Here is an 18,845-nt window from a genome sequence, read left to right as displayed (position 1 = left end):
CGGAAGGGCGTGAGGCGGCGTCAGAGCGCGTGGCTGCGGTCGCCGGTGGCGAAGCCGAGCAGTCCGGCCCACTCGTCCATGCCGCGTCCGAAGGCGATCACCTTGAAGAGCTCGCCCATCTCCGCTTCCGAGAGCAGCTTCTGCGCGGCGGACGTTGCCGGCAGGAAGGTCTTCGGATCGGTCGGATCGAGCGCGCTCATCAGATCGACGATGCCCGCGTTCATCAGGAATCGCGCCTGCGACGTGAAGCCGAGCAGATCGAGACCGGCCTCGACGCCCGCATCGGCGATGCCCGAGAACTCGACGTGCGCCGTGATGTCCTGCAGGCCCGGAAAATAGAACGGATCGTCGTGGGCGTGATGGCGGTAGTGGCACATCAGCGTGCCGTGGGCGCGCTGCGGATGATAGTACTCGCGCGCAGGGAAGCCGTAGTCGATGAGCAGCAGCACGCCGCGCGCCAGCAGCGGCGCCACGCTGCGAACGAAGGCCGCGCCGGCTTCGTGCGTTTCGGTCAGGTATTCCTGCGTCGGGGGCAGGCTGTCGAGCGACGCCAGGGCCTCGGGCAGCGGACCGGCATGGCGGCGGGCTTCCCACGCGAAGCCGCTGTCGGTTCGCACGACGCCGCGCTCGAACCAGGCCGGGTGCCCGGTCTCGTCCGGACGTCGCGCCCACAAGCGTACGGGCATGGCGTCGAGCACCTCGTTGCCAAGCATTACGCCGTGGAAGGCGTCGGGCAGACGGTCGAGCCAGGTGACGCGATCGAGCAGATGCGGCGCCGCGCCCGCGATGGTGTCGCGCTGGCGGGCGCGCAATTCGCCGGAGAGCTCCATGATGGCGTAGTGTTCGCACGGCGTGCCCTGCGCCTCGAGTGCGAGCAACAGGTCGGCTGCGAGGCGTCCGGATCCGGCGCCGAATTCCAGTACTCCGGCGTCGCCCGTCTGTTCGAAGATCTCGCCGAGCTGGCGCGCCAGCGTGCCGGCGAACAGCGGAGTGAGTTCCGGTGCGGTGACGAAGTCGCTGCCGTCGGCAGCCAGCCGGCCGAACTTCGCGGCGCCGGCGGCGTAATAGCCGAGGCCCGGCGCGTAGAGGGCCTGTTCCATGAAGCGATCGAACGGCAACCAGCCGCCGGCGGCGTCGATGGCATCGGCGAGGTGAGCCGTGAGGCGACGCGAGTGTTCGAGCGCGTCTGCCTCCGGAACAGGTAAACTATGGGGTTTCGGTGCGGCCTGATTCATGCGGGCATTGTAACGGAGACGGTGCCGGCTGGCTGCTTTGGACGATAGGGACGGCAGAAGCTCGGAATCGCCTTGATTTGAGAGGGTTTTCGTCGAATTTTGGCCGATTTCGCGTGTAATTCGCCAATTTCTGCCGCCTCCGACCGCCATTGGCATTCGCTTGGCAGCATGCGCACCGTCCGACGTCTCGCATGGACGCGAGCGAATCGCCGCGCCGCCCACGCCCACACACTCGTTCATAGACAGGAGTTCGCCGCATGACCGTTGCATCGACGCCACGCTCCACGCCCGCCCGTGACCCCGCCGCCACGCCCGTCGTGCCGCGCGTGGCGTTGGTGACGGGCGGCGCGCGCCGCATCGGGCGCGCGATCGCACTGCGCCTGGCCGGCGCGGGCTGGGACGTGGCCGTGCATTACGAGCGCTCGCGCGACGACGCGCTCGAGACCGTGGCGGCCATCGAGTCGCTGGGACGCCGCGCGGTGGCGCTGCAAGCGTCGCTGGCCGACGAAGCGGCAACGGTCGGCCTGATCGCGCAATGCGCCGACGCGCTGGGGGTGCCTGGCTGTCTGGTCAACAACGCGTCGCGCTTCGAGTACGATAGCGCGAGCGATTTCGGCTATCAGGCGCTCGAGCGCCACATGCGCGTGAACGCGGGCGCACCGCTCGTGCTGGCGCGCGAGATGCACGCGGCGCTGGGCGAGACGGGGCGCGGTGTCGTCGTCAATCTGCTCGATCAGAAGCTGGCGAATCCGAACCCCGATTACCTGTCGTACACGTTGTCAAAGGCGGCGCTGGATGTGGCGACGACCTTGCTGGCCCAGGCTTTCGCACCGCGGCTGCGCGTGGTCGGCGTGGCCCCGGGAGTGACGTTGCTGTCCGTCGACCAGACGCCCGCGGGCTTTGCGGCCGCGCACGCGTCCACGCCGCTGGGCGCCTCGTCGACGCCTGAAGACATCGCACAGGCCGTGGCTTACCTGGCCGAAGCGCCCGCCGTGACCGGCACGGTGCTGTATGTCGACGGGGGGCAACACCTCGCGAGTTCGTCGCGCGACGTGAAATTTCTGACCGAGCCGGCCGACGCCGACCGGTCTCGTTGATTGTCATTATGAGTTTTCAAAATGCATAGCGCTCTTTCCCACCCTCGCCTGATGGACTGCCGTCGCATGTTCCTGCGCGACTACGAAGTGTTCATCAACATCGGCGTGCACGATTACGAAAAGCGTGGCGAGCAGCGCGTGCTGATCAACGTGCAGCTGTTCGTGCCGCTCGCGGACAGCACCCCGGTGGCGGACAAACTTGAAGAAGTGGTGGACTACGACTTCATGCGCGAGACCATTGCCAGGCGCGTGGGGCAGGGTCACATCCACTTGCAGGAAACGCTTTGCGACGACGTTGCGGCTGCGCTGCTGGCACATCCGCGCGTGCGGGCCGTGGGCGTGTCGACCGAGAAGCCCGACGTTTATCCCGATTGCCACTCGGTGGGCATCGAAGTGTTCAAGATGAAGGATGCCTGACATGAGTGCCGTGATGCCCGAGACCGGTGCGCCGCTGGCCGCGACCGGCGGCGTTGCCGCCGACAGCGTGAAGAAAGCGCAGAAGCTCGCGTTTGAAAACAACAAGCTCGAAAAGCGCCTGTTCCGTCTGACGGGGCAGGCCATCGGCGACTACAACATGATCGAGCACGGCGATCGCGTGATGGTGTGCATGTCCGGTGGCAAGGACAGCTACGCCATGCTCGACATTCTGCTCAAGCTGCGCGAGCGCGCCCCGATCGACTTCTCGATCGTCGCGGTCAATCTCGATCAGAAGCAGCCCGGCTTTCCCGAGCATGTCCTGCCCGATTACTTCCGCGCGATCGGCGTGGATTTCCATATCGAGAACCAGGACACGTATTCGATCGTCAAGCGCGTGGTGCCCGAGGGCAAGACGACGTGCTCGCTTTGCTCGCGTCTGCGTCGCGGCATTCTGTACCGCGTGGCGGGCGAGCTGGGCGCGACCAAGATCGCGCTCGGCCATCATCGCGACGACATCATCGAGACGGTTTTCCTGAACCTGTTCTACGGGGGCAAGCTCAAGGGCATGCCGCCCAAGCTGCAGTCGGACGACGGCAAGAACGTGGTGATCCGGCCGCTCGCGTATGTGCGCGAATCGGATCTGGAGCGCTACGCCGAATACAAGCAGTTCCCGATCATTCCGTGCACGCTTTGCGGCAGCCAACCGAACCTGAAGCGCGCGGAGATGAAGGCGCTGATTCGCCAGTGGGAGAAGCAGCATCCGGGGCGCATCAAATCGATCTTCAGTGCCCTGTCGAACGTGATTCCGTCGCATTTGATGGACACGAATCTTCACGACTTCAAAAACCTGCGCGCCACGGGCCAGCCCGACCCGCTCGGCGACATTGCGTTCGATGAGGCCCCTTGCGGCGACGAGAGCGACGCCGGCATCATCCGTATCGCGCAGTTCGACGATTGACTGGCCTCGTACGGGCGGCGCGCGGCGGGTTTTGTGGCCGGCCGCGGTGCATCGACCGACGCGGCATATGACACGACACGACACGACGCGGCCCGCCGGATTTCCCGGCGTCGCCCAATTCCGACACCCGCATTTCACTTTCTGATCGTCACGACGCCATGAATATTGTGATTCTCGCCGCCGGCATGGGTAAGCGCATGCGCTCGAAGCTGCCCAAGGTATTGCAGCCCCTGGCCGGCCGGCCACTCCTGTCGCACGTGATTGCGACCGCTCGCACGCTCGCCCCTGGCAAGCTCATCGTCGTGATCGGGCATGGTGGCGAGGCCGTTCGCGAAGCCGTGGCCGGCGACGGCGTGCTGTTCGCCGAGCAGGCCCAGCAACTGGGCACGGGCCACGCCGTTCAGCAGGCGGCACCGTTGCTCGACGAATCGGTGCCCACGCTCGTGCTCTATGGCGACGTGCCGCTCACGCGCACCGAAACGCTGCGAGCACTGCTCGACGCGGCGGGCGGCGACAAGCTGGGCGTACTGACGGTCGACCTCGACAACCCGACCGGCTACGGTCGTATCGTGCGCGACGGCGCGGGCAACGTGCTGCGCATCGTCGAGCAGAAGGACGCCAACGAGGCCGAACTCGCCATTCGCGAAATCAATACCGGCATCGTGGTGGCGCCCACGCGAGCGCTCAAGGGCTGGCTGGGCGGGCTGAAGAACCAGAATGCGCAGGGCGAGTACTACCTCACGGACGTGATTGCCTGTGCGGTGGCCGACGGCGTGCCGGTGGTGACCACACAGCCCGCGTTTGCATGGGAGCCCAACGGCGTGAACGACAAGGCGCAACTGGCCGAGCTGGAGCGCGACTATCAGCGTAATGCGGCCGGGGCCCTGCTTGCCGCGGGGGTGACCCTGATCGACCCGTCGCGTTTCGACATGCGTGGTGAGGTCGTGTGCGGCACCGATGTCACCATCGACGTGAACTGCGTCTTCGAAGGCAAGGTGACGATCGGCGACGGCGCGACCATCGGCCCGAACTGCGTGATTCGCAACAGTGTCATCGGTGCCGGCACGCATATCGAAGCGTTCAGCCATCTCGACGGCGCGGTGGTCGGTGCCGACGCGCACATCGGCCCCTATGCGCGACTGCGTCCGGGGGCGGAACTGGCCGACGAAGTGCACATCGGCAATTTCGTCGAAGTGAAGAATGCGTCGCTCGGCAAGGGTTCTAAGGCGAACCATCTGGCCTACGTGGGCGACTCGACCGTCGGCACGCGCGTGAATATCGGGGCGGGCACCATTACGTGCAACTACGACGGTGCGAACAAGCACCGCACCGTCATTGAAGACGACGTGTTCATCGGATCGGACACCCAACTCGTGGCACCGGTGACGGTCCGTCGGGGGACCACCATCGCGGCGGGCACGACCGTTTGGAAGGACACGCCGGAAGACGCGCTGGTGCTCAACGGCAAGACGCAGGAAGCGAAGGCCGGGTACGTTCGCCCGCGCAAGCAGAAGCAGTAAAATCCTCGGTCATGGACCGGTGTGCGGTGTGCCAGGGCGCACGGTGCACACCGGGCGAGTCAAATCCGATCGAATCCAATCGAAAGAGCCAGGAATTCTGGCGTAAAGGGAAGGAATATGTGCGGCATTGTCGGTGCGGTAGCGCGACGTAATGTAGTACCGGTATTGGTCGAGGGCCTGCGCCGGCTGGAGTACCGCGGCTATGACTCGTGTGGCGTGGCGGTCCTGAAGGACGGCGTGCCGCAGCGCGCGCGTAGCGTCTCGCGTGTGGCCGATCTCGACGAGCAGCTTGCACAGACGCATCTGGCCGGCGAGACCGGCATTGCGCATACGCGCTGGGCGACGCACGGTGCACCGGTCACCGACAACGCGCATCCGATCTTCTCGCGCGACGAGGTGGCGTTGGTTCACAACGGCATCATCGAGAACCACGAGAGCCTGCGCGACGAGCTGCGCGGCCTGGGTTACACGTTCGTGTCGCAGACCGACACGGAGGTCATCGCTCACCTCGTCCATCACATGCTGTCGAACGGGGCGGCGGGCGATCTGTTCCACGCGGTGCGTCTGGCGACGCGTCGTTTGCACGGCGCTTACGCGATTGCCGTGTTCCGCAAGCAGGAGCCGCATCGGGTGGTGGGTACGCGCGCCGGATCGCCGCTGGTGGTCGGGGTGGGCGAGGGCGAGAACTTCCTGGCTTCGGACGCGCTGGCGCTGGCGGGCACGACGGACCAGTTCATCTATCTGGAAGAGGGCGATATCGTCGAACTCACGCTCGATGGCGTGAAGATCGTGGATCGCAACGATGGGGCCGTCGAGCGCGAGGTGCGCACGGTGCAGGCTTATACGGGCGCGGTCGAGCTGGGTCCGTATCGCCACTACATGCAGAAGGAAATCTTCGAACAGCCGCGCGCGATCGGCGACACGATGGAAGGTGTCGAGGGCATTTCGCCGACGTTGTTCGGCGAGAACGCGCAAGACGTCTTGAGCAACGTCGATTCGATCCTGATTCTGGCGTGCGGCACGAGTTACTACTCGGGCATGACCGCCAAATACTGGTTGGAGTCGCTGGCGCAGATTCCGACGCAGGTGGAAGTGGCGAGCGAGTATCGCTATCGCGACAGCGTGCCGAATCCGAAGACACTGGTCGTGACGATTTCGCAGTCGGGTGAGACGGCCGACACGATGGCGGCGCTGCAGCATGCGCAATCGCTGGGCATGACGCATACGCTGGCGATCTGCAACGTGGGCACCAGCGCGATGGTGCGCCAGACGGCCCTGCATTACCTCACGCGCGCGGGCACGGAAATCGGCGTGGCGTCGACGAAGGCGTTCACGACGCAGCTCACGGCGCTCTTCCTGCTCACGCTGACGTTGGCGAAGCTGCGCGGTCGTCTGACGGCGGCGCAGGAGGCCGATTATCTGACGCAGTTGCGTCACCTGCCGGCGGCGCTGCACAGCGTGCTGGCGCTGGAGCCGCAGATCATTGCGTGGGCGGAGGAATTTGCTCGCCGCGAGAACGCGCTGTTCCTCGGACGCGGCCTGCATTACCCGATCGCGCTCGAAGGTGCGCTTAAGCTCAAGGAGATCTCGTACATCCACGCCGAGGCCTATCCGGCGGGCGAGCTGAAGCACGGGCCGCTGGCACTGGTGACCGAGGAGATGCCGGTGGTCACGGTGGCTCCGCGCGACGCACTGGTCGAAAAGCTGAAGTCGAACATGCAGGAAGTGCGGGCGCGCGGCGGTCAGTTGTACGTCTTCGCCGATTCGGATACGGAGATCTCGAATGCCGAGGGCATCCACGTGATTCGCATGCCGGAGCATTACGGCCAACTGTCGCCGATCCTGCACGTCGTGCCGCTGCAACTGCTGGCATATCACACCGCCTGCGCCCGCGGTACCGATGTCGACAAGCCGCGAAATCTGGCGAAGTCGGTGACGGTGGAATAACGGCGAGGCGTCTGACGTACCAGAGACCTCGGTGCATCCCGGGCCGGCTGCGCGGATCGCGAGCCGGCCTTTTTCATGCGACTGGGCATGCATCGGGCTAGCGTGGCGTGTACAGGAACACCCATCCCGCGTAGCTGTCCTGCCCGGCGAATGTCCCGTCGGCTTCGTCGAATCCGGTCTGTCTGAGCGGCTTGCCCTTCGCGCCGCTGAAGACGCCCCTTATGCCCCCGTCAGGGGCGCGAACGGTATTCCAGCCGGCACCGGTCATCGGATCGGCGTAGGCGCGTCGAAGGTGATGGGCCGGGCGTGCGAGCCGGGTGTCCAGCACCAGATCGTCGAGCGACCTCGGATAGCGCCCCGGCGCCGGCCCCGACGCGTGGTAACGCGCAATGGCGCGCCGGATCTCGTCGCCCTTCGCCAGCAAGTCCGCTTCGCGCTCGCGTCGCCGCTGCACCGACCACAACGTCGACATCTGCATGAGCAGAACGCCGACGATCGTCACCGCCACGATCATGCCGAAATAGACGCTGCCCCGGTGCGTCGCGCAGGCTCGCGGACATCGTGACCGGACGGCCCGCTCGCCAGCATTACCAGGACGCATAGGTGCTCCCGTCGAGCGCCCGCCCCGTCGCGCCACTGTGGACGTCGGCCGGACGCCGGTCATCGCCCGGTGCAAGCCGCCACGTGTCGTTGCGCCCGGTCACCGGATCGAGCGGCAATGTCTTGAGATAGTGCGACGTGACCAGCACGTCGAGCGTCGCCGGCGATTCGCCCCGGTCGTCGCGATAGTCGTCGAGCGCCTGACGAAGTGCCTCCAGGTTGTGCCGCAACACGGTCTCGCGTGCCTTGTCGTACTGTCGGAAGTAGCGCGGCGCGGCGATGGAGAGCAGCAGCGCCACGATGGCGAGCACCACCAGCAGCTCGATCAACGTGAATCCGCAACTCAGCCGAGCGCCTGCCCGGGGTTCCGGCTTACCAGTCGCGATAGAACGTACCATCGAGTGCCTCGTCGTCGCTGGAGGAGTAGACATCGAACACGTCGGCCCCTTCGGCCGGCGCATCGGGCGGGCTGTCGTAGCTGCGCGATCGCCACGACGACGCGGCGTCCCGCTCTGCGCAGTGACACATCGGGTCGCGCGGCAGCCGCCGCAGGAAATAGCGCCTGCGCGTCCCGCTCGGATCGCGTGCGTCGCGCACGCCGTCGATGAGCGACGCGAGATTCGGTGGGTAGCCGCTCTCGTCGCTCCCGCGCGCCACCTCCCCCTTCTGTGCCGCGTCGTAGTACGCGTCGATGGCGTGACGAATGTCGCGCAGCGCCCGCCGCAGTTCGATTTCCTCGCTGCGGCGCCGGACCATCTGCGTCAACGGAGCGGCCGCGCTCGCGAGCAATGCCAGCAACGCCAGCGTCACGCTCAATTCAATCAACGTGAAGCCCGACATCCGGGCAGGCGACGCGCTTCGCGCGTGTCGACGACGGCCGATCACTTGTCGTCCACCTTGGGGCCGACGACCTTTCCCCCGAAAACGCGTGGCGGGTCGTCGCGATCTTCGGGCGACGACGGAAAGCCGCTGTCGGCGGGGTACTGCGCGGCCGATTCTGGCGATGACTCCCGTGGGGACCGCGCGGGCTCCGACCCGCCCGACGAGGACGCCGCCGGCATCTGCCGCCAGGTGTGCGATGACGAGCGGGAGGGAAAGGCATCCGACAGCGCATCCGCCGCCACGTCAGGCGGCGCGATGCCCGACGGGCGCCCGGATGAAACCGCCGCGCCCGACGGTGCGTTGGAAATCACCATGTGCGTCGTTGGGCCGAGTCGCAGCGTGTCGCCCGGGTGTTGCTCCGTGCCGCTCTCGAAGCGGCTCACGCGAGACGCCGGCACGGCCAGACTGCGCTCGACGTGCGGGGTGATGAGCAGCACCACCTCCGTCTTCGCATGATCCTCGGATCGCGATCCGAAAAGCCGACCCAGTAGCGGCATCTGGCTCAGTCCGGGAATGCCGGACATCTTCTCTCGTGCCTCGCGGTTGATCAGTCCGGCAAGCACCTGCGTCTCGTTGTTGCGGGCGGACAGCGTGGTTTTCGCGGTACGCGCGCTCAGGTTGTAGGCGATGAGCCCGGTCTTCGTCTGCACCTGCCGCGTGATGTTGCTCACATCCAGCGCGACCTTGATCACGATTTCGTCGTTCAGGCTGATGCTCGGTTCCACGTCCAGTTTCAGGCCGACGTCCTGATACGTCAGCGACTCCGTGACCGCGCCGTTCAGGTTGGTCGTGCTCACGACGGGCACGCGTTCGCCAATGCTGATCGTCGCTTTCTCGCGATTGCGCACCCGGATTCGCGGATTGGCCAGGATCTGCGCCTTGTTCGTCTCCTGCAGCAGATTCAGGCGCGCCAGTGGCGACGCAACGTCGAGATCGACGGCGTCGCCGCTCAGTCGCCCAAGCCGGCTCAGCGCGACGCCGCCGCCGGCATCCCGGACGGCGTCGGCAAAGTGCAGCGATACGCTTTCCGGATAACGGACGCCGAGATCGAGCAGCCCATCGTTGGAGACTTCGAGCACCTGCACATCGAGCGTCACCTCGGAGGTTGGCAGGTCGATGACGTCGATCATGCGGGCGATCGCGTCGAGCGCCTCGGCGCTGTCGCGCACGGTGATCGCGCCAAGACGCTCATCCACGAACAGGTTGCGCGCCCGCATGAGCTGCCTGACCTGCGCGGCGGCCTTCTTGACATCGGCATAGCTGAGGAAAAATGTTTGCACCGCGAGTGAACGGTGCTGGGCGAGCTTCTCGGCGGTCGCAGGGAAAATCAGCAGGGTGTTGGCATTGAGAAACTGCTTTTCCAGACCGTTCGTCGAGAGCAACAGGTCGACGACGTCCCCGGCCGTGGTTTGTGTCGCGTCGAGGCTCGCGCGCGCTGCGCGATCGAGGTCGCCGTCCAGCACGAAGTTGATGCCGGTGACTTGCGAAATCATCTCGAGGATCTCAGGCACTGGACGCGATTTGATATGGAGCGAGACTGGCTTGCGCAATACGGCGGCCGACGTCGATGCGGGCGACGGTGCGCTGTCGAGGGCGCTGCGAAGCCGGTCCGCCAGCGCGGTGGCTTCCCCCCAGTCGGGCTGTTGACGCAGCACGCGAGACACGATGCGCAGCGCCGCGCGCGGATCGCTCGATGCCATGCCTTGCGCATCCGCCAATGACCCGCGAAGGCGGTCGCGCATCCGCAGCCGGTCGAGCCATTGCGCCGCCGCCTGATTGGCCGCGTCGAAGCGCAGCGTTTGCGTCAGCCAGTGCCGCGCCTCGGTATCGTCGCCACGCGTGAGGGCGTCGCCCGCGTTGCGCAGATATTGCGCCGTGAGTTGCTCGCGTAAGAGCAGATAGCGTGTTCGCAGTGCGATGCTCTGTGGGTCGTCGCGCACATGTTCGGCAAGCCGCGTGACGGCGCCGGCGAGATCGCCCTTGCGAACGTCGACGTCGCTTTCGGACAACGCATTCGGCACGGCGCAGGCCCCGAGCACCGGGAACAGGCAAAGCACGCCGAGTCGCGCGAGCCATCGGGTCGCGGGCCGACACCGCGCGCCGTTCGGACTACCTGTTGCGGCGAACATCGGGTTCCGCTCCGGCGAGGTCTCGCCTGGGCATTGGCAACGGCAGGGTGGTGCGGTGAGCTCTGGTCTTGCGTGTGTAGGTCAGCGATTGTGCGTCGATGCGATCGAGTCGATACTCCCCGTCAAATGTGTCGCCTGGCGCAACGCGGCCCGGCGCGTCGCACGCCTCGCACAGTAACCATGTCTGCCCGTGTCGCTCCAGCACCACGACAGGCGGGCGGCTGTCGAAGCGCCACACCGCCGCCACGTCGAACACGGGGGGCGGCGTCGCGCTCGGCCCCGTTGGTGCCGGAGGGGGCGTGAGCCTCGATGCGGGTTGCGCGCGCGGTTCGCCCGGCGATGGGGCCCATTGCCGGGCGGCGAACAAATCGACGTCTGACACGGCGCCGTCGTTTGCGGATGCCATGGGGGCGCGCTGTCGAAGCGTCGCGGCGGGCGCGCGAAGCGCGGGCACTGCGGCGCTCCGCGCCCGGCGCGCGTGCCACGCCAGCGACGCACTGGCGCAAAGTGCCGCGGCCAACAATCCGCCGACGATCCGGCGCGTTCTCATCGGCCGTCCTCCCGGAGCGTGAGCCGGATTTGCGCGACCACGCGAGCGTCGGCGATGTCCTGGCGTTCGATGGTGAGCGTATCGAGTTCGGCGCCCGGCATGGCACCCAGTTCGCCCAGTGCCTTGCGCAGGTCCGGATACTCGCCGCTCAGCGGCAACGTCACGGCCATGTGCTCGCCACCGGCCTTCGGGCGCGTGAGCCGGTACTGCACGTCGCCCGCGGATAACCCGTTCTTGCGAACGATGTCGAACATGCGGCCCAGATCGGCCGCGTAGCCTTGCGGCCCGTCTCGTGTCGCCGCGCGTTGGGGCAGGGCAGCCGCGCGCGGCGCCAGCCGTCGCAGTTCAGTACCGGAGTCGGCAATGCGGCGCTCGGCGTCACGCAGCGCGGGCTCGATCCAGGCGACCTTCATCGCGAGCACGACGACGGCCAGGGGAGCGAGCAGCGCAAGGCCGGCGAGGACGGAGGCAGCAACCGAAACACCGGGGGCGCCGACGCGGTGTACGACCGCCGCGCAGCGCCATCCGACGCGGGCGACCGACAGGCCGAGGGGATCTCGGGCGATGCTCATGAAGCCCCCTGCGTGCGTAGCGTGATCGTCATCGATGCCTCGACGACAGGCGCGTCGGACGTCGCCTTGCGGGCACTGTGGTGCCACTGGATATCGAACGTCGGTTCCAGCCGGGTCGCGAACGCGATCATGCAATCGACGTCGCGCGCCTCGAAGCCGAGACGCGCGGTGCCGGCGTCAGCCGTCACCTCGATTCGACGCAACGCGATATCGGGCGAGAGTGCGGGACCCAGGCGGTCCAGTAGTGCCAGCGCGCGGGCGGTGCCCGCCCCAACGCGTGGGACCGTTGCGGCAGGTGTCGGGGCGGCGATACCGTGGACGACGCCACCGCGGCGCTGCGCATGCGCGACCTCGTTCGCCCGCGCGGCGGCCTCGGCCTGCGTCGTCCGAACGTGCTGCGCATCGTGCCAGACGATCCACGCCAGCCCCGCCAGCCCGATCACCATCGCGGCACTCGCTGGTCCCAGTTGGCGAGCAGTTCGCCCTCGGAGATCCAGGGGCGCAGCGGCGCGGTGCCATCGCGTCAGGCGCGACAGCTTCCGTGCACCCTTTGCAATGCGTGCCGTCGCGCGACGAAGTCGACGTGTCATGCCGCCTCCCACAACCAGGGGTGCGGCACGACGGCGCGGTGCACTTCGCGTCCGGCGCAGATCCGGTCGTCGTCGCACGACGGCACCCGCCCGTGCGCACGCGCAAGCCACAACGGCGCGTCGTCGGCACCGCACAGGGTCTGCAGGGTGTCGAGCGCCTGTGCCACGCAGCGCTGCGCGAGAGGCAGCGCACACGCGTCGTGCCACCGTCCGCCACGACGCAGCAAGCATGACAATCCGCCGGTGTGGTGCACCGCGATCGACGCATCGGCAATCGCGTCGAGCTTCGTGCGCCGCGCGACTTCGTGCAATACGCCGCGGCAGGACACCCAGCGCAGACGCGCTTGCGCGACAAGGCGCCGGACATTGTCGAGCCAATCGCCGTCGACGGCCACGGCCAGGTGGGGGCTGCCGAAAGTCGCATGCGTCATTGCAATCTTCCACCCGCGCGACGCGCACCCGAAGCGGCGTGTGAACAGACCTGTGGCAAGCGCTTCGAGATCGCGCAGCGATCGCGCACCGTCGGGCCAGGGCACGACCTGATAGTGCGCCAGACCGAAGCCCGCCAGCACGTGCAGGCGGTCCATGCGGCACAGTCGCCCGCGCGGCAGCGATGCCATGACTTGTGCGCAGCCTTCGACACCGCCGGTGTCGAGGCGCAGGCGCCAGGTTTCGTCGGCCCGCCGACGGACATTCGGTATCTCTACCGGTCGAGACGCTGCAAATATCGCGTCGCGCTCGACCAGCACGACATGCTCACGAAATCCCAAAGACACGGATGACCTCCTGAAGCGTGGTAGCCCCGGCGCGCGCGGCGGCCAGGGCGGCGTCGTTCATGAAAACGTGTCCGCCCTCGCGCGCGATCCCGCGCAACTCCGCGGCCGGGGTGCGCTGCCGCAGCGCCGCTGCGATCGCGCCGTCGATCTTCAACCACTCGGCTACCGCGATCCGGCCGGCATATCCGGTGTTGCGACATGCCGCGCACCCGGCGCCGCGGCGCCAGTGTCCGCGCCGGATCGACCCGGTATCCAGCCGCATCGCGGCGGCGGCGTCGCGATGGGGCGTGTCGTGCTCGGCGCATGCCTCGCATACCCGGCGCACCAGTCGCTGTGCCACGATCGCCCGCAGCGCTTCGGTCACGCTCACGGGGTCGAGCCCCATGTGCAGCAAGCGCTCGAGTACGCCAAAGGCCGAATTGGCGTGCAGCGACGAGAGCACCAGATGCCCCGTAAGCGCCGCTTGCACCGCGATCGTCGCCGTCTCGCCATCGCGGATTTCGCCGACGAGGATGGTGTCGGGGTCGTGTCGCAGAATCGAGCGCAGGCCGCGGGCGAACGTCAGTCCCTTCTTCTCGTTAACGGGAATCTGCAAGACGCCGGGCAGTTCATACTCGACCGGATCCTCGATGGTGATGAGCTTGCGCTCGCCGTTGTCCGACTCGGCCAGCGCGGTGTGAAGCGTGGTCGACTTGCCGCTGCCGGTCGGGCCGGTGACGAGCAGCATGCCGTGCGGCTCGGCGAGCGCGGCACGAATGCCGGTCACCGTGCGCACGTCGAGGCCGAGCGAGGCGAATGAGCGTGCGGCGTTGCGATGGCGCTTGTCGAGTATGCGCAGCACGGCATCCTCGCCGTGAATGCTCGGCATGACCGATACGCGAAAGTCGACATCGCCGCCCTCGATGCGCGCCCTGAAACGTCCGTCCTGTGGCACGCGCCGCTCGCCGATGTCCAGTCCGGCCAGCACTTTCAGGCGCGAGATCGCTTGCCCGGCATCGTCCTGACCCGGCCAGCGGCCGGCCAGGTGCAGGACACCGTCGATGCGGTAGCGAATGGCCAGGCCGTCCGCAGCCGTCTCGACGTGGATATCGCTGGCGCGTGCGCGTAGCGCGTCGAGCAGCGCGGCGTCGACAAGACGAACCACCGCGTCGCCGTGCCCGGCGATGCTCGCCCGCGAGATCTCCGTGACGCGGCGCGCGGTGCCGCCAGCGTCGTCGCTGACGCCGGCCGTATCGAGCACGCGCTCATGGCGCTCGGCGTCTTCGAGCGAGCGCGTCACCACGCCGGGCAGTGTCATCGCGGTGCGCATCCGGCTCGCGGCCGGGTGCGCGACACACCAGCTGCGCACGGCCAGGTCGAAGGGATCTTCCAGGACCAGATAGCGCATGCCGTCGACATGCACGGGCAGCACCCGGTGGCGTACGGCATCCGACAGCGGCAGGTGAGCGAAGTCCGTCGCCGCCACGAGCGACGCCGGGGCCAGCGCCTCGAGTCCGGCCGCGCGCGCGACCGCGGGAAGCAGCGACGCGTCGTCGGCGAGCCGCCGGGCAATGTGAGCGCCCAGTGGCTCGCCGGCGGCTCTTGCATCGTGCTGCCAGACGCGCAGCGTGTCTCGAGGTCGGGAGGACGATGTCACCGCGTCACCCCTGAAGACTGCCGGCGAGCTCGAAGATCGGCATGTAAAGCAGGAACACCACCAGTCCGATCACGCCACCGACGATGAGCATCAGCACCGGCTCGAACACCCTGCTGAAGGTGTCGAGTGCGCGTGCGAGCGATGCGTCGTGAAACTGGGCAATGCGCTCGCACATCGTGTCGATGCCGCCGCCGCGCTCGGCGACACGCAACAGGCGAACGGCGACGGCGGTCGTCAGGCCGTGGGCGAGGAAGGCGTCGGACATCGGCATGCCGGCGCGAATCTGCGCGAGCGCACCGACGCTGGCGTGTGCGTAGCTCGCGGGCAACAGTCCGCTCGCGAGGGCGATGGCGTCCACTGCGGGCATGCCGCCGCCCAGCAGCATCCCGAGCGTGCGGTAAAAACGTGTGAGCACGAATCGCTCGTGGTGCTCGCGCAGTCGCGGCAACCGCCACATGGCAGCCATCAGGCGCGAACGAACGTCCGGGGACCGGCCGGCGTAAACCAGTGCCGTCGCCATCAGGCCGAGGCCCATGAGCAACGCCGAGCGGTGCGCGTCGACCAGGGCACCCCAACCGACAAGGAGGCGGCCGGTGGCGGGAAGGTGCGGCGCGGACTGGAGGACGGCAGCGAAGCGAGGCACGACGTAGAACAGCAGGAAGACGAGAATCGCGGCGCCGGCGGCGATCACGATCGCAGGATAGGTCATCGCGGCCTGGAGCCGTTTGCGCAGCGTCTCGACGTGCTGCTCGTATTGGCGATAGCGCAGGAGCGCGGCGGCGAGGTGTCCCGTGTGCTCCGAGGCCGCGACGCTTGCCACGAACAGTGGCGGGAAAGTGGACGGCAGGCGGGCGAGTGCGACGGAGCACGGCAGGCCGTCGTACATCGCGTTCAGCAGGTTCCCGAAGATTCTGCCGTCCGCGGCGCGCGCCGCCTTCTCTCGCAACGCTTCGATGGCCTCGACGACGGTCAGCCCTGCGTCGAGCAGCGCGCCAAGTTCGTAGGCGAACAGTGGCACGTCGAAGCGCGGGGAGCGCGACGGCATGGTGAGCGCGCGTCCCGCGCGTCGGATTGACACGACTTGGCAGTCGTCGTCGACAAGGCGGGCTCGTGCATGGGCGGCGTCGCTCGCTTCGATGCGCTCCACGCAAACTCGGGCGTCGCGAACCACGCGTGCTTCAAAGGTTGTCATGGCCCGAATGCCACGTCGGATGGCGCGAGGCGCCGGTTTCGCTCGGCCACGAGGATCGCGTATCGCTTGCGGACCTTGTCGGCATATCGCTTGCGCAGCGACGCGCGCGCCTGGCCCGTGCCTGCGTTATATGCACCGACCGCTTCCCACCCGTAGCCGAACTGTTGCACGAAGCCCGCCAGAATCCACGCCCCCGTAATGATGGAGGTGCAGGCGTCTTCGCGCAGGCGGCGCTCCGTGACGCCATACTTCGCCAGACGGGGCAGATGGATGCTGTTGATCTGCATCAGGCCGATGTCGCGCGTGCCGTTGCGGTTGACGTTGTGAGCCGCCAGATCGAGGTTCGATTCGACCTGCGCGATGGCATACAGCAAAAGCGGATCGAGGCGGTAGCGGTTCGCGGCGACGTCCCAGCAATCGGCGCGGGCGCGGGGTGTGAATCCCGCGCCGACCGTCGTGATGAGGAGGGACGTCGCTACGCGCGCCATGACGCGACGCGCGCGATGCGGGCGGGCAAGCAGGCCCCCTGGCGAATCGGTGCGAAGCTTCGATGTCACGCTAGCCAGCATGGCGGACCGCTCCCGTCAGAAGCCATAAACGATGAGGCGTGCCATGTCGCCGTCGCCGCCGGGGCCGTACGACACGATTTCCACCTCGTGATCGGCACCCGGGTTCTTCCACACATAGGGACGGTCCCAGGGATCGTTCGGGAGCGATTTCGCGAGATACGGCCCCCGCCATCGCGTCACCCCGACGGGACCGACAACCAGTGCCTGAAGTCCCTGTTGCTCGGTGGGGTACTCACCAACGTCGAGCCGATACTGGCCGAGCGCGTCGGCGAGCGATTTCATTTGCGCCAAGGCAGTCTTTTCACGCGCGCGATCGACCTGGGAGAAGAGCTTCGGGCCAACGTATCCCGCGAGCAAGGCGATGATGAGCAACACCACGAGCAGTTCGAGCAGGGTGAAGCCGTGCTGGCACACCCGCGGGAACGCCGGCGTCGTGGCCAGGCGAATGCGTCTGTCCATGTCATTTTCCAAATAAGTAGTTATCCGAATAATTTGGACGAAGAAACCGAGTTGTCGTGACAGGGTGGATGCCATCGCGCTGCGCTTCCCAATTGAGAGGCGCAGCGTTGCTGTAGAAGCGTGCGGCGCTCCCTTGCGGGGCGATGAAAGCACGCGAGTTCATCTTGACAGTTAACCCAAGGGCTGCGTGTGGGATGTGCCCTAAAGTGCTCGATTCGGGCGGTGCCGGGATTGGCGGATGGCTTGCCGAAGCCGGAATCAGGCAAATTGCCGCCGATTATCGGCGGATTCGCGACGCCCGACTTTCAAGAAGGGCTGAGGCGGCGCCCGCTGCGACGTCCCGAGTGCGGGGGCGACACAAAGAAAGCACGATTTGTCGTGAAGTTCGTCGTTATGACGAAATTTTCATGTTTTTCGACGAATTGACGCTACATTTCATCAGGCACTCTCCATAAAATTGGAGCGTCGGCGCACCGCATGCCATGGGGGGTTGCACGACAACGACCGACGTTCCTGAAGGAGGAAAACATGAAAAAGATTGCCTTGCTCGGTGCGGGACACATCGGCCAGACCATCGCCCGGCTGTTGCACGACAGTGGCGATTACCAGGTGACGGTGTTCGATCGCAATGCCGCTGCCGCTGCGTCGGTTCGCGATTATGCGCATGCCTTCGTGGTGCTGACCGAAGCGGACACGGGGGCGTTGCAGCAGGCGATCGCGGGTCACGACGCCGTGATCAACGCGTTGCCCTACTCGATGGCCACCAGTGCGGCCACGGCTGCCGTCGCGGCCGGCTGCCACTATTTCGATCTCACCGAGGACGTCGCCGCGACGCATGCGATTCAACAACTCGCCGAGGGCGCGTCGACTGTGCTGATGCCGCAATGCGGATTGGCGCCGGGCTTCATCGCGATTGCGGCGCATCATCTTGCCGCCACGTTCGATCAGGTGGATTCGGTGAAGATGCGCGTCGGCGCGCTCCCCGCGTTCCCGACGAATTCGCTGAAGTACAACCTGACGTGGAGCGTGGACGGTCTCATCAACGAATACTGCCAGCCGTGCGAGGCGATCCGCGATGGCGCGCGCCTGACCGTGCAGCCGCTCGAAGATCTGGAGCACTTTTCGCTCGACGGCGTGGAGTACGAGGCGTTCAACACGTCGGGCGGTCTCGGTACGCTGTGCGAGACGCTCAGCGGGCGCGTCCGGGATCTGGACTACAAATCGGTACGCTATCCGGGACACGGCGCGTTGATGAAGGTGCTGCTGAACGAACTCCGGCTCAAGGACGATCAGGAAACGATCAAGGCCATTCTCAAGCGCTCGGTGCCGAGCACACTGCAGGACGTGGTGCTGATATTCGTCGTGGTCAATGGCTTGCGCGGTGGCGTGCTGACGCAGGAAGTCTTCGCGCGGAAGATCTTCGCGGAACGCAACAACGGGCACAGCGCGAGCGCCATCCAGATCACCACGGCGTCCGCGATATGCGCCGCCGTCGACATGTTCTTCGCGGGACAACTACCGCAGCGCGGCTTCGTACGTCAGGAGCAGATCGCCCTGCCGGATTTCCTCGCCAATCGCTTCGGTCAGGTGTACGCGCATTCGACCCACATCGAGTCCCTCTCCTGAGGCGGGAGAGGGAAAATGGACGACGGTGCGGCGGGCGTGGAAGGAATTTCCTGATTGCCGAGATTTTTGGGATCAAATTTCCACAAATTT

General features: G+C 66.6%; 18 protein-coding genes. 6 read left to right on the top strand and 12 right to left on the bottom strand.

The features are described 5' to 3' along the window. Positions 1–20: 20 nt before the first annotated feature. Entirely contained in the window at positions 21–1,235 is a 1,215-nt protein-coding gene (locus tag PMO31116_RS06505) for a class I SAM-dependent methyltransferase (protein WP_150566019.1), read from the bottom strand. Between the two features lie 257 nt (positions 1,236–1,492). Here PMO31116_RS06505 and PMO31116_RS06500 point away from each other — a divergent pair, with 257 nt between their 5' ends. The 5 genes from PMO31116_RS06500 (at position 1,493) to glmS (ending at position 7,174) form a co-directional block, all read left to right on the top strand. Next, positions 1,493–2,332 (top strand): SDR family oxidoreductase, encoded by an 840-nt coding sequence (locus tag PMO31116_RS06500; RefSeq protein WP_150566018.1) that lies wholly within the window; start codon positions 1,493–1,495, stop codon positions 2,330–2,332. Between the two features lie 21 nt (positions 2,333–2,353). After that, positions 2,354–2,749 (top strand): dihydroneopterin aldolase, encoded by a 396-nt coding sequence (locus tag PMO31116_RS06495; RefSeq protein ID WP_150566017.1) that lies wholly within the window; start codon positions 2,354–2,356, stop codon positions 2,747–2,749. A 13-nt stretch (positions 2,750–2,762) separates the two neighbouring features. After that, the gene (gene ttcA / locus PMO31116_RS06490) at positions 2,763–3,707 is read left to right on the top strand and encodes a tRNA 2-thiocytidine(32) synthetase TtcA (protein WP_150566274.1); all 945 of its coding nucleotides are present in this window, start codon (positions 2,763–2,765) and stop codon (positions 3,705–3,707) included. Between the two features lie 158 nt (positions 3,708–3,865). Further along, positions 3,866–5,227 (top strand): bifunctional UDP-N-acetylglucosamine diphosphorylase/glucosamine-1-phosphate N-acetyltransferase GlmU, encoded by a 1,362-nt coding sequence (glmU, locus tag PMO31116_RS06485; RefSeq protein ID WP_150566016.1) that lies wholly within the window; start codon positions 3,866–3,868, stop codon positions 5,225–5,227. Between the two features lie 117 nt (positions 5,228–5,344). Beyond that, positions 5,345–7,174, top strand: coding sequence for a glutamine--fructose-6-phosphate transaminase (isomerizing) (glmS, locus tag PMO31116_RS06480; RefSeq protein WP_150566015.1), 1,830 nt, complete (start codon positions 5,345–5,347; stop codon positions 7,172–7,174). Between the two features lie 97 nt (positions 7,175–7,271). Here the strand turns inward: glmS and PMO31116_RS06475 are convergent, their stop codons facing one another. The 11 genes from PMO31116_RS06475 to gspG form a co-directional block, all read right to left on the bottom strand. Beyond that, complete coding sequence (locus PMO31116_RS06475) at positions 7,272–7,775, bottom strand: type II secretion system protein (RefSeq protein WP_217424724.1); 504 nt, start codon at positions 7,773–7,775, stop codon at positions 7,272–7,274. Further along, entirely contained in the window at positions 7,762–8,172 is a 411-nt protein-coding gene (locus PMO31116_RS06470; RefSeq protein ID WP_150566014.1) for a type II secretion system protein, read from the bottom strand. Before PMO31116_RS06470 ends, PMO31116_RS06475 begins: the two co-directional genes overlap by 14 nt. Further along, positions 8,147–8,614, bottom strand: coding sequence for a type II secretion system protein (locus tag PMO31116_RS06465; RefSeq protein ID WP_150566013.1), 468 nt, complete (start codon positions 8,612–8,614; stop codon positions 8,147–8,149). The genes PMO31116_RS06470 and PMO31116_RS06465 overlap by 26 nt, the downstream gene beginning before the upstream one ends. Before the next feature lie 41 nt (positions 8,615–8,655). After that, positions 8,656–10,785, bottom strand: a complete 2,130-nt coding sequence (locus tag PMO31116_RS06460; RefSeq protein WP_150566012.1) for a secretin N-terminal domain-containing protein — start codon at positions 10,783–10,785, stop codon at positions 8,656–8,658. A 546-nt stretch (positions 10,786–11,331) separates the two neighbouring features. Beyond that, positions 11,332–11,907 carry a hypothetical protein gene (locus PMO31116_RS06455; RefSeq protein WP_150566011.1) on the bottom strand — a complete coding sequence of 192 codons (576 nt, stop codon included), beginning with the start codon at positions 11,905–11,907 and terminating at the stop codon, positions 11,332–11,334. Continuing rightward, a complete protein-coding gene (locus PMO31116_RS06450) occupies positions 11,904–12,353 on the bottom strand; it encodes a hypothetical protein (RefSeq protein ID WP_150566010.1) in 450 nt (149 codons plus the stop codon). The genes PMO31116_RS06455 and PMO31116_RS06450 overlap by 4 nt, the downstream gene beginning before the upstream one ends. Before the next feature lie 140 nt (positions 12,354–12,493). Further along, on the bottom strand, positions 12,494–13,273 hold the full coding sequence (locus PMO31116_RS06445; RefSeq protein ID WP_150566009.1) for a hypothetical protein: 780 nt from the start codon (positions 13,271–13,273) through the stop codon (positions 12,494–12,496). After that, positions 13,254–14,909 (bottom strand): GspE/PulE family protein, encoded by a 1,656-nt coding sequence (locus tag PMO31116_RS06440; RefSeq protein ID WP_150566008.1) that lies wholly within the window; start codon positions 14,907–14,909, stop codon positions 13,254–13,256. The genes PMO31116_RS06445 and PMO31116_RS06440 overlap by 20 nt, the downstream gene beginning before the upstream one ends. A 4-nt stretch (positions 14,910–14,913) precedes the next feature. Next, positions 14,914–16,101, bottom strand: a complete 1,188-nt coding sequence (locus tag PMO31116_RS06435) for a type II secretion system F family protein (RefSeq protein ID WP_150566007.1) — start codon at positions 16,099–16,101, stop codon at positions 14,914–14,916. Then, entirely contained in the window at positions 16,098–16,670 is a 573-nt protein-coding gene (locus PMO31116_RS06430) for a transglycosylase SLT domain-containing protein (RefSeq protein WP_281350111.1), read from the bottom strand. The genes PMO31116_RS06435 and PMO31116_RS06430 overlap by 4 nt, the downstream gene beginning before the upstream one ends. 15 nt (positions 16,671–16,685) lie before the next feature. Then, positions 16,686–17,129, bottom strand: coding sequence for a type II secretion system major pseudopilin GspG (gspG, locus tag PMO31116_RS06425; protein WP_150566006.1), 444 nt, complete (start codon positions 17,127–17,129; stop codon positions 16,686–16,688). A gap of 528 nt (positions 17,130–17,657) precedes the next feature. Here gspG and PMO31116_RS06420 point away from each other — a divergent pair. Next, positions 17,658–18,755, top strand: a complete 1,098-nt coding sequence (locus PMO31116_RS06420) for a saccharopine dehydrogenase family protein (protein ID WP_150566005.1) — start codon at positions 17,658–17,660, stop codon at positions 18,753–18,755. The last annotated feature ends 90 nt before the right edge of the window (positions 18,756–18,845 follow it).

Source organism: Pandoraea morbifera (assembly GCF_902459575.1).
GTDB lineage: Bacteria > Pseudomonadota > Gammaproteobacteria > Burkholderiales > Burkholderiaceae > Pandoraea > Pandoraea morbifera.
Note: the sequence above shows the minus strand (reverse complement) of the source record. Positions and strands in the feature narration are given on the sequence as shown.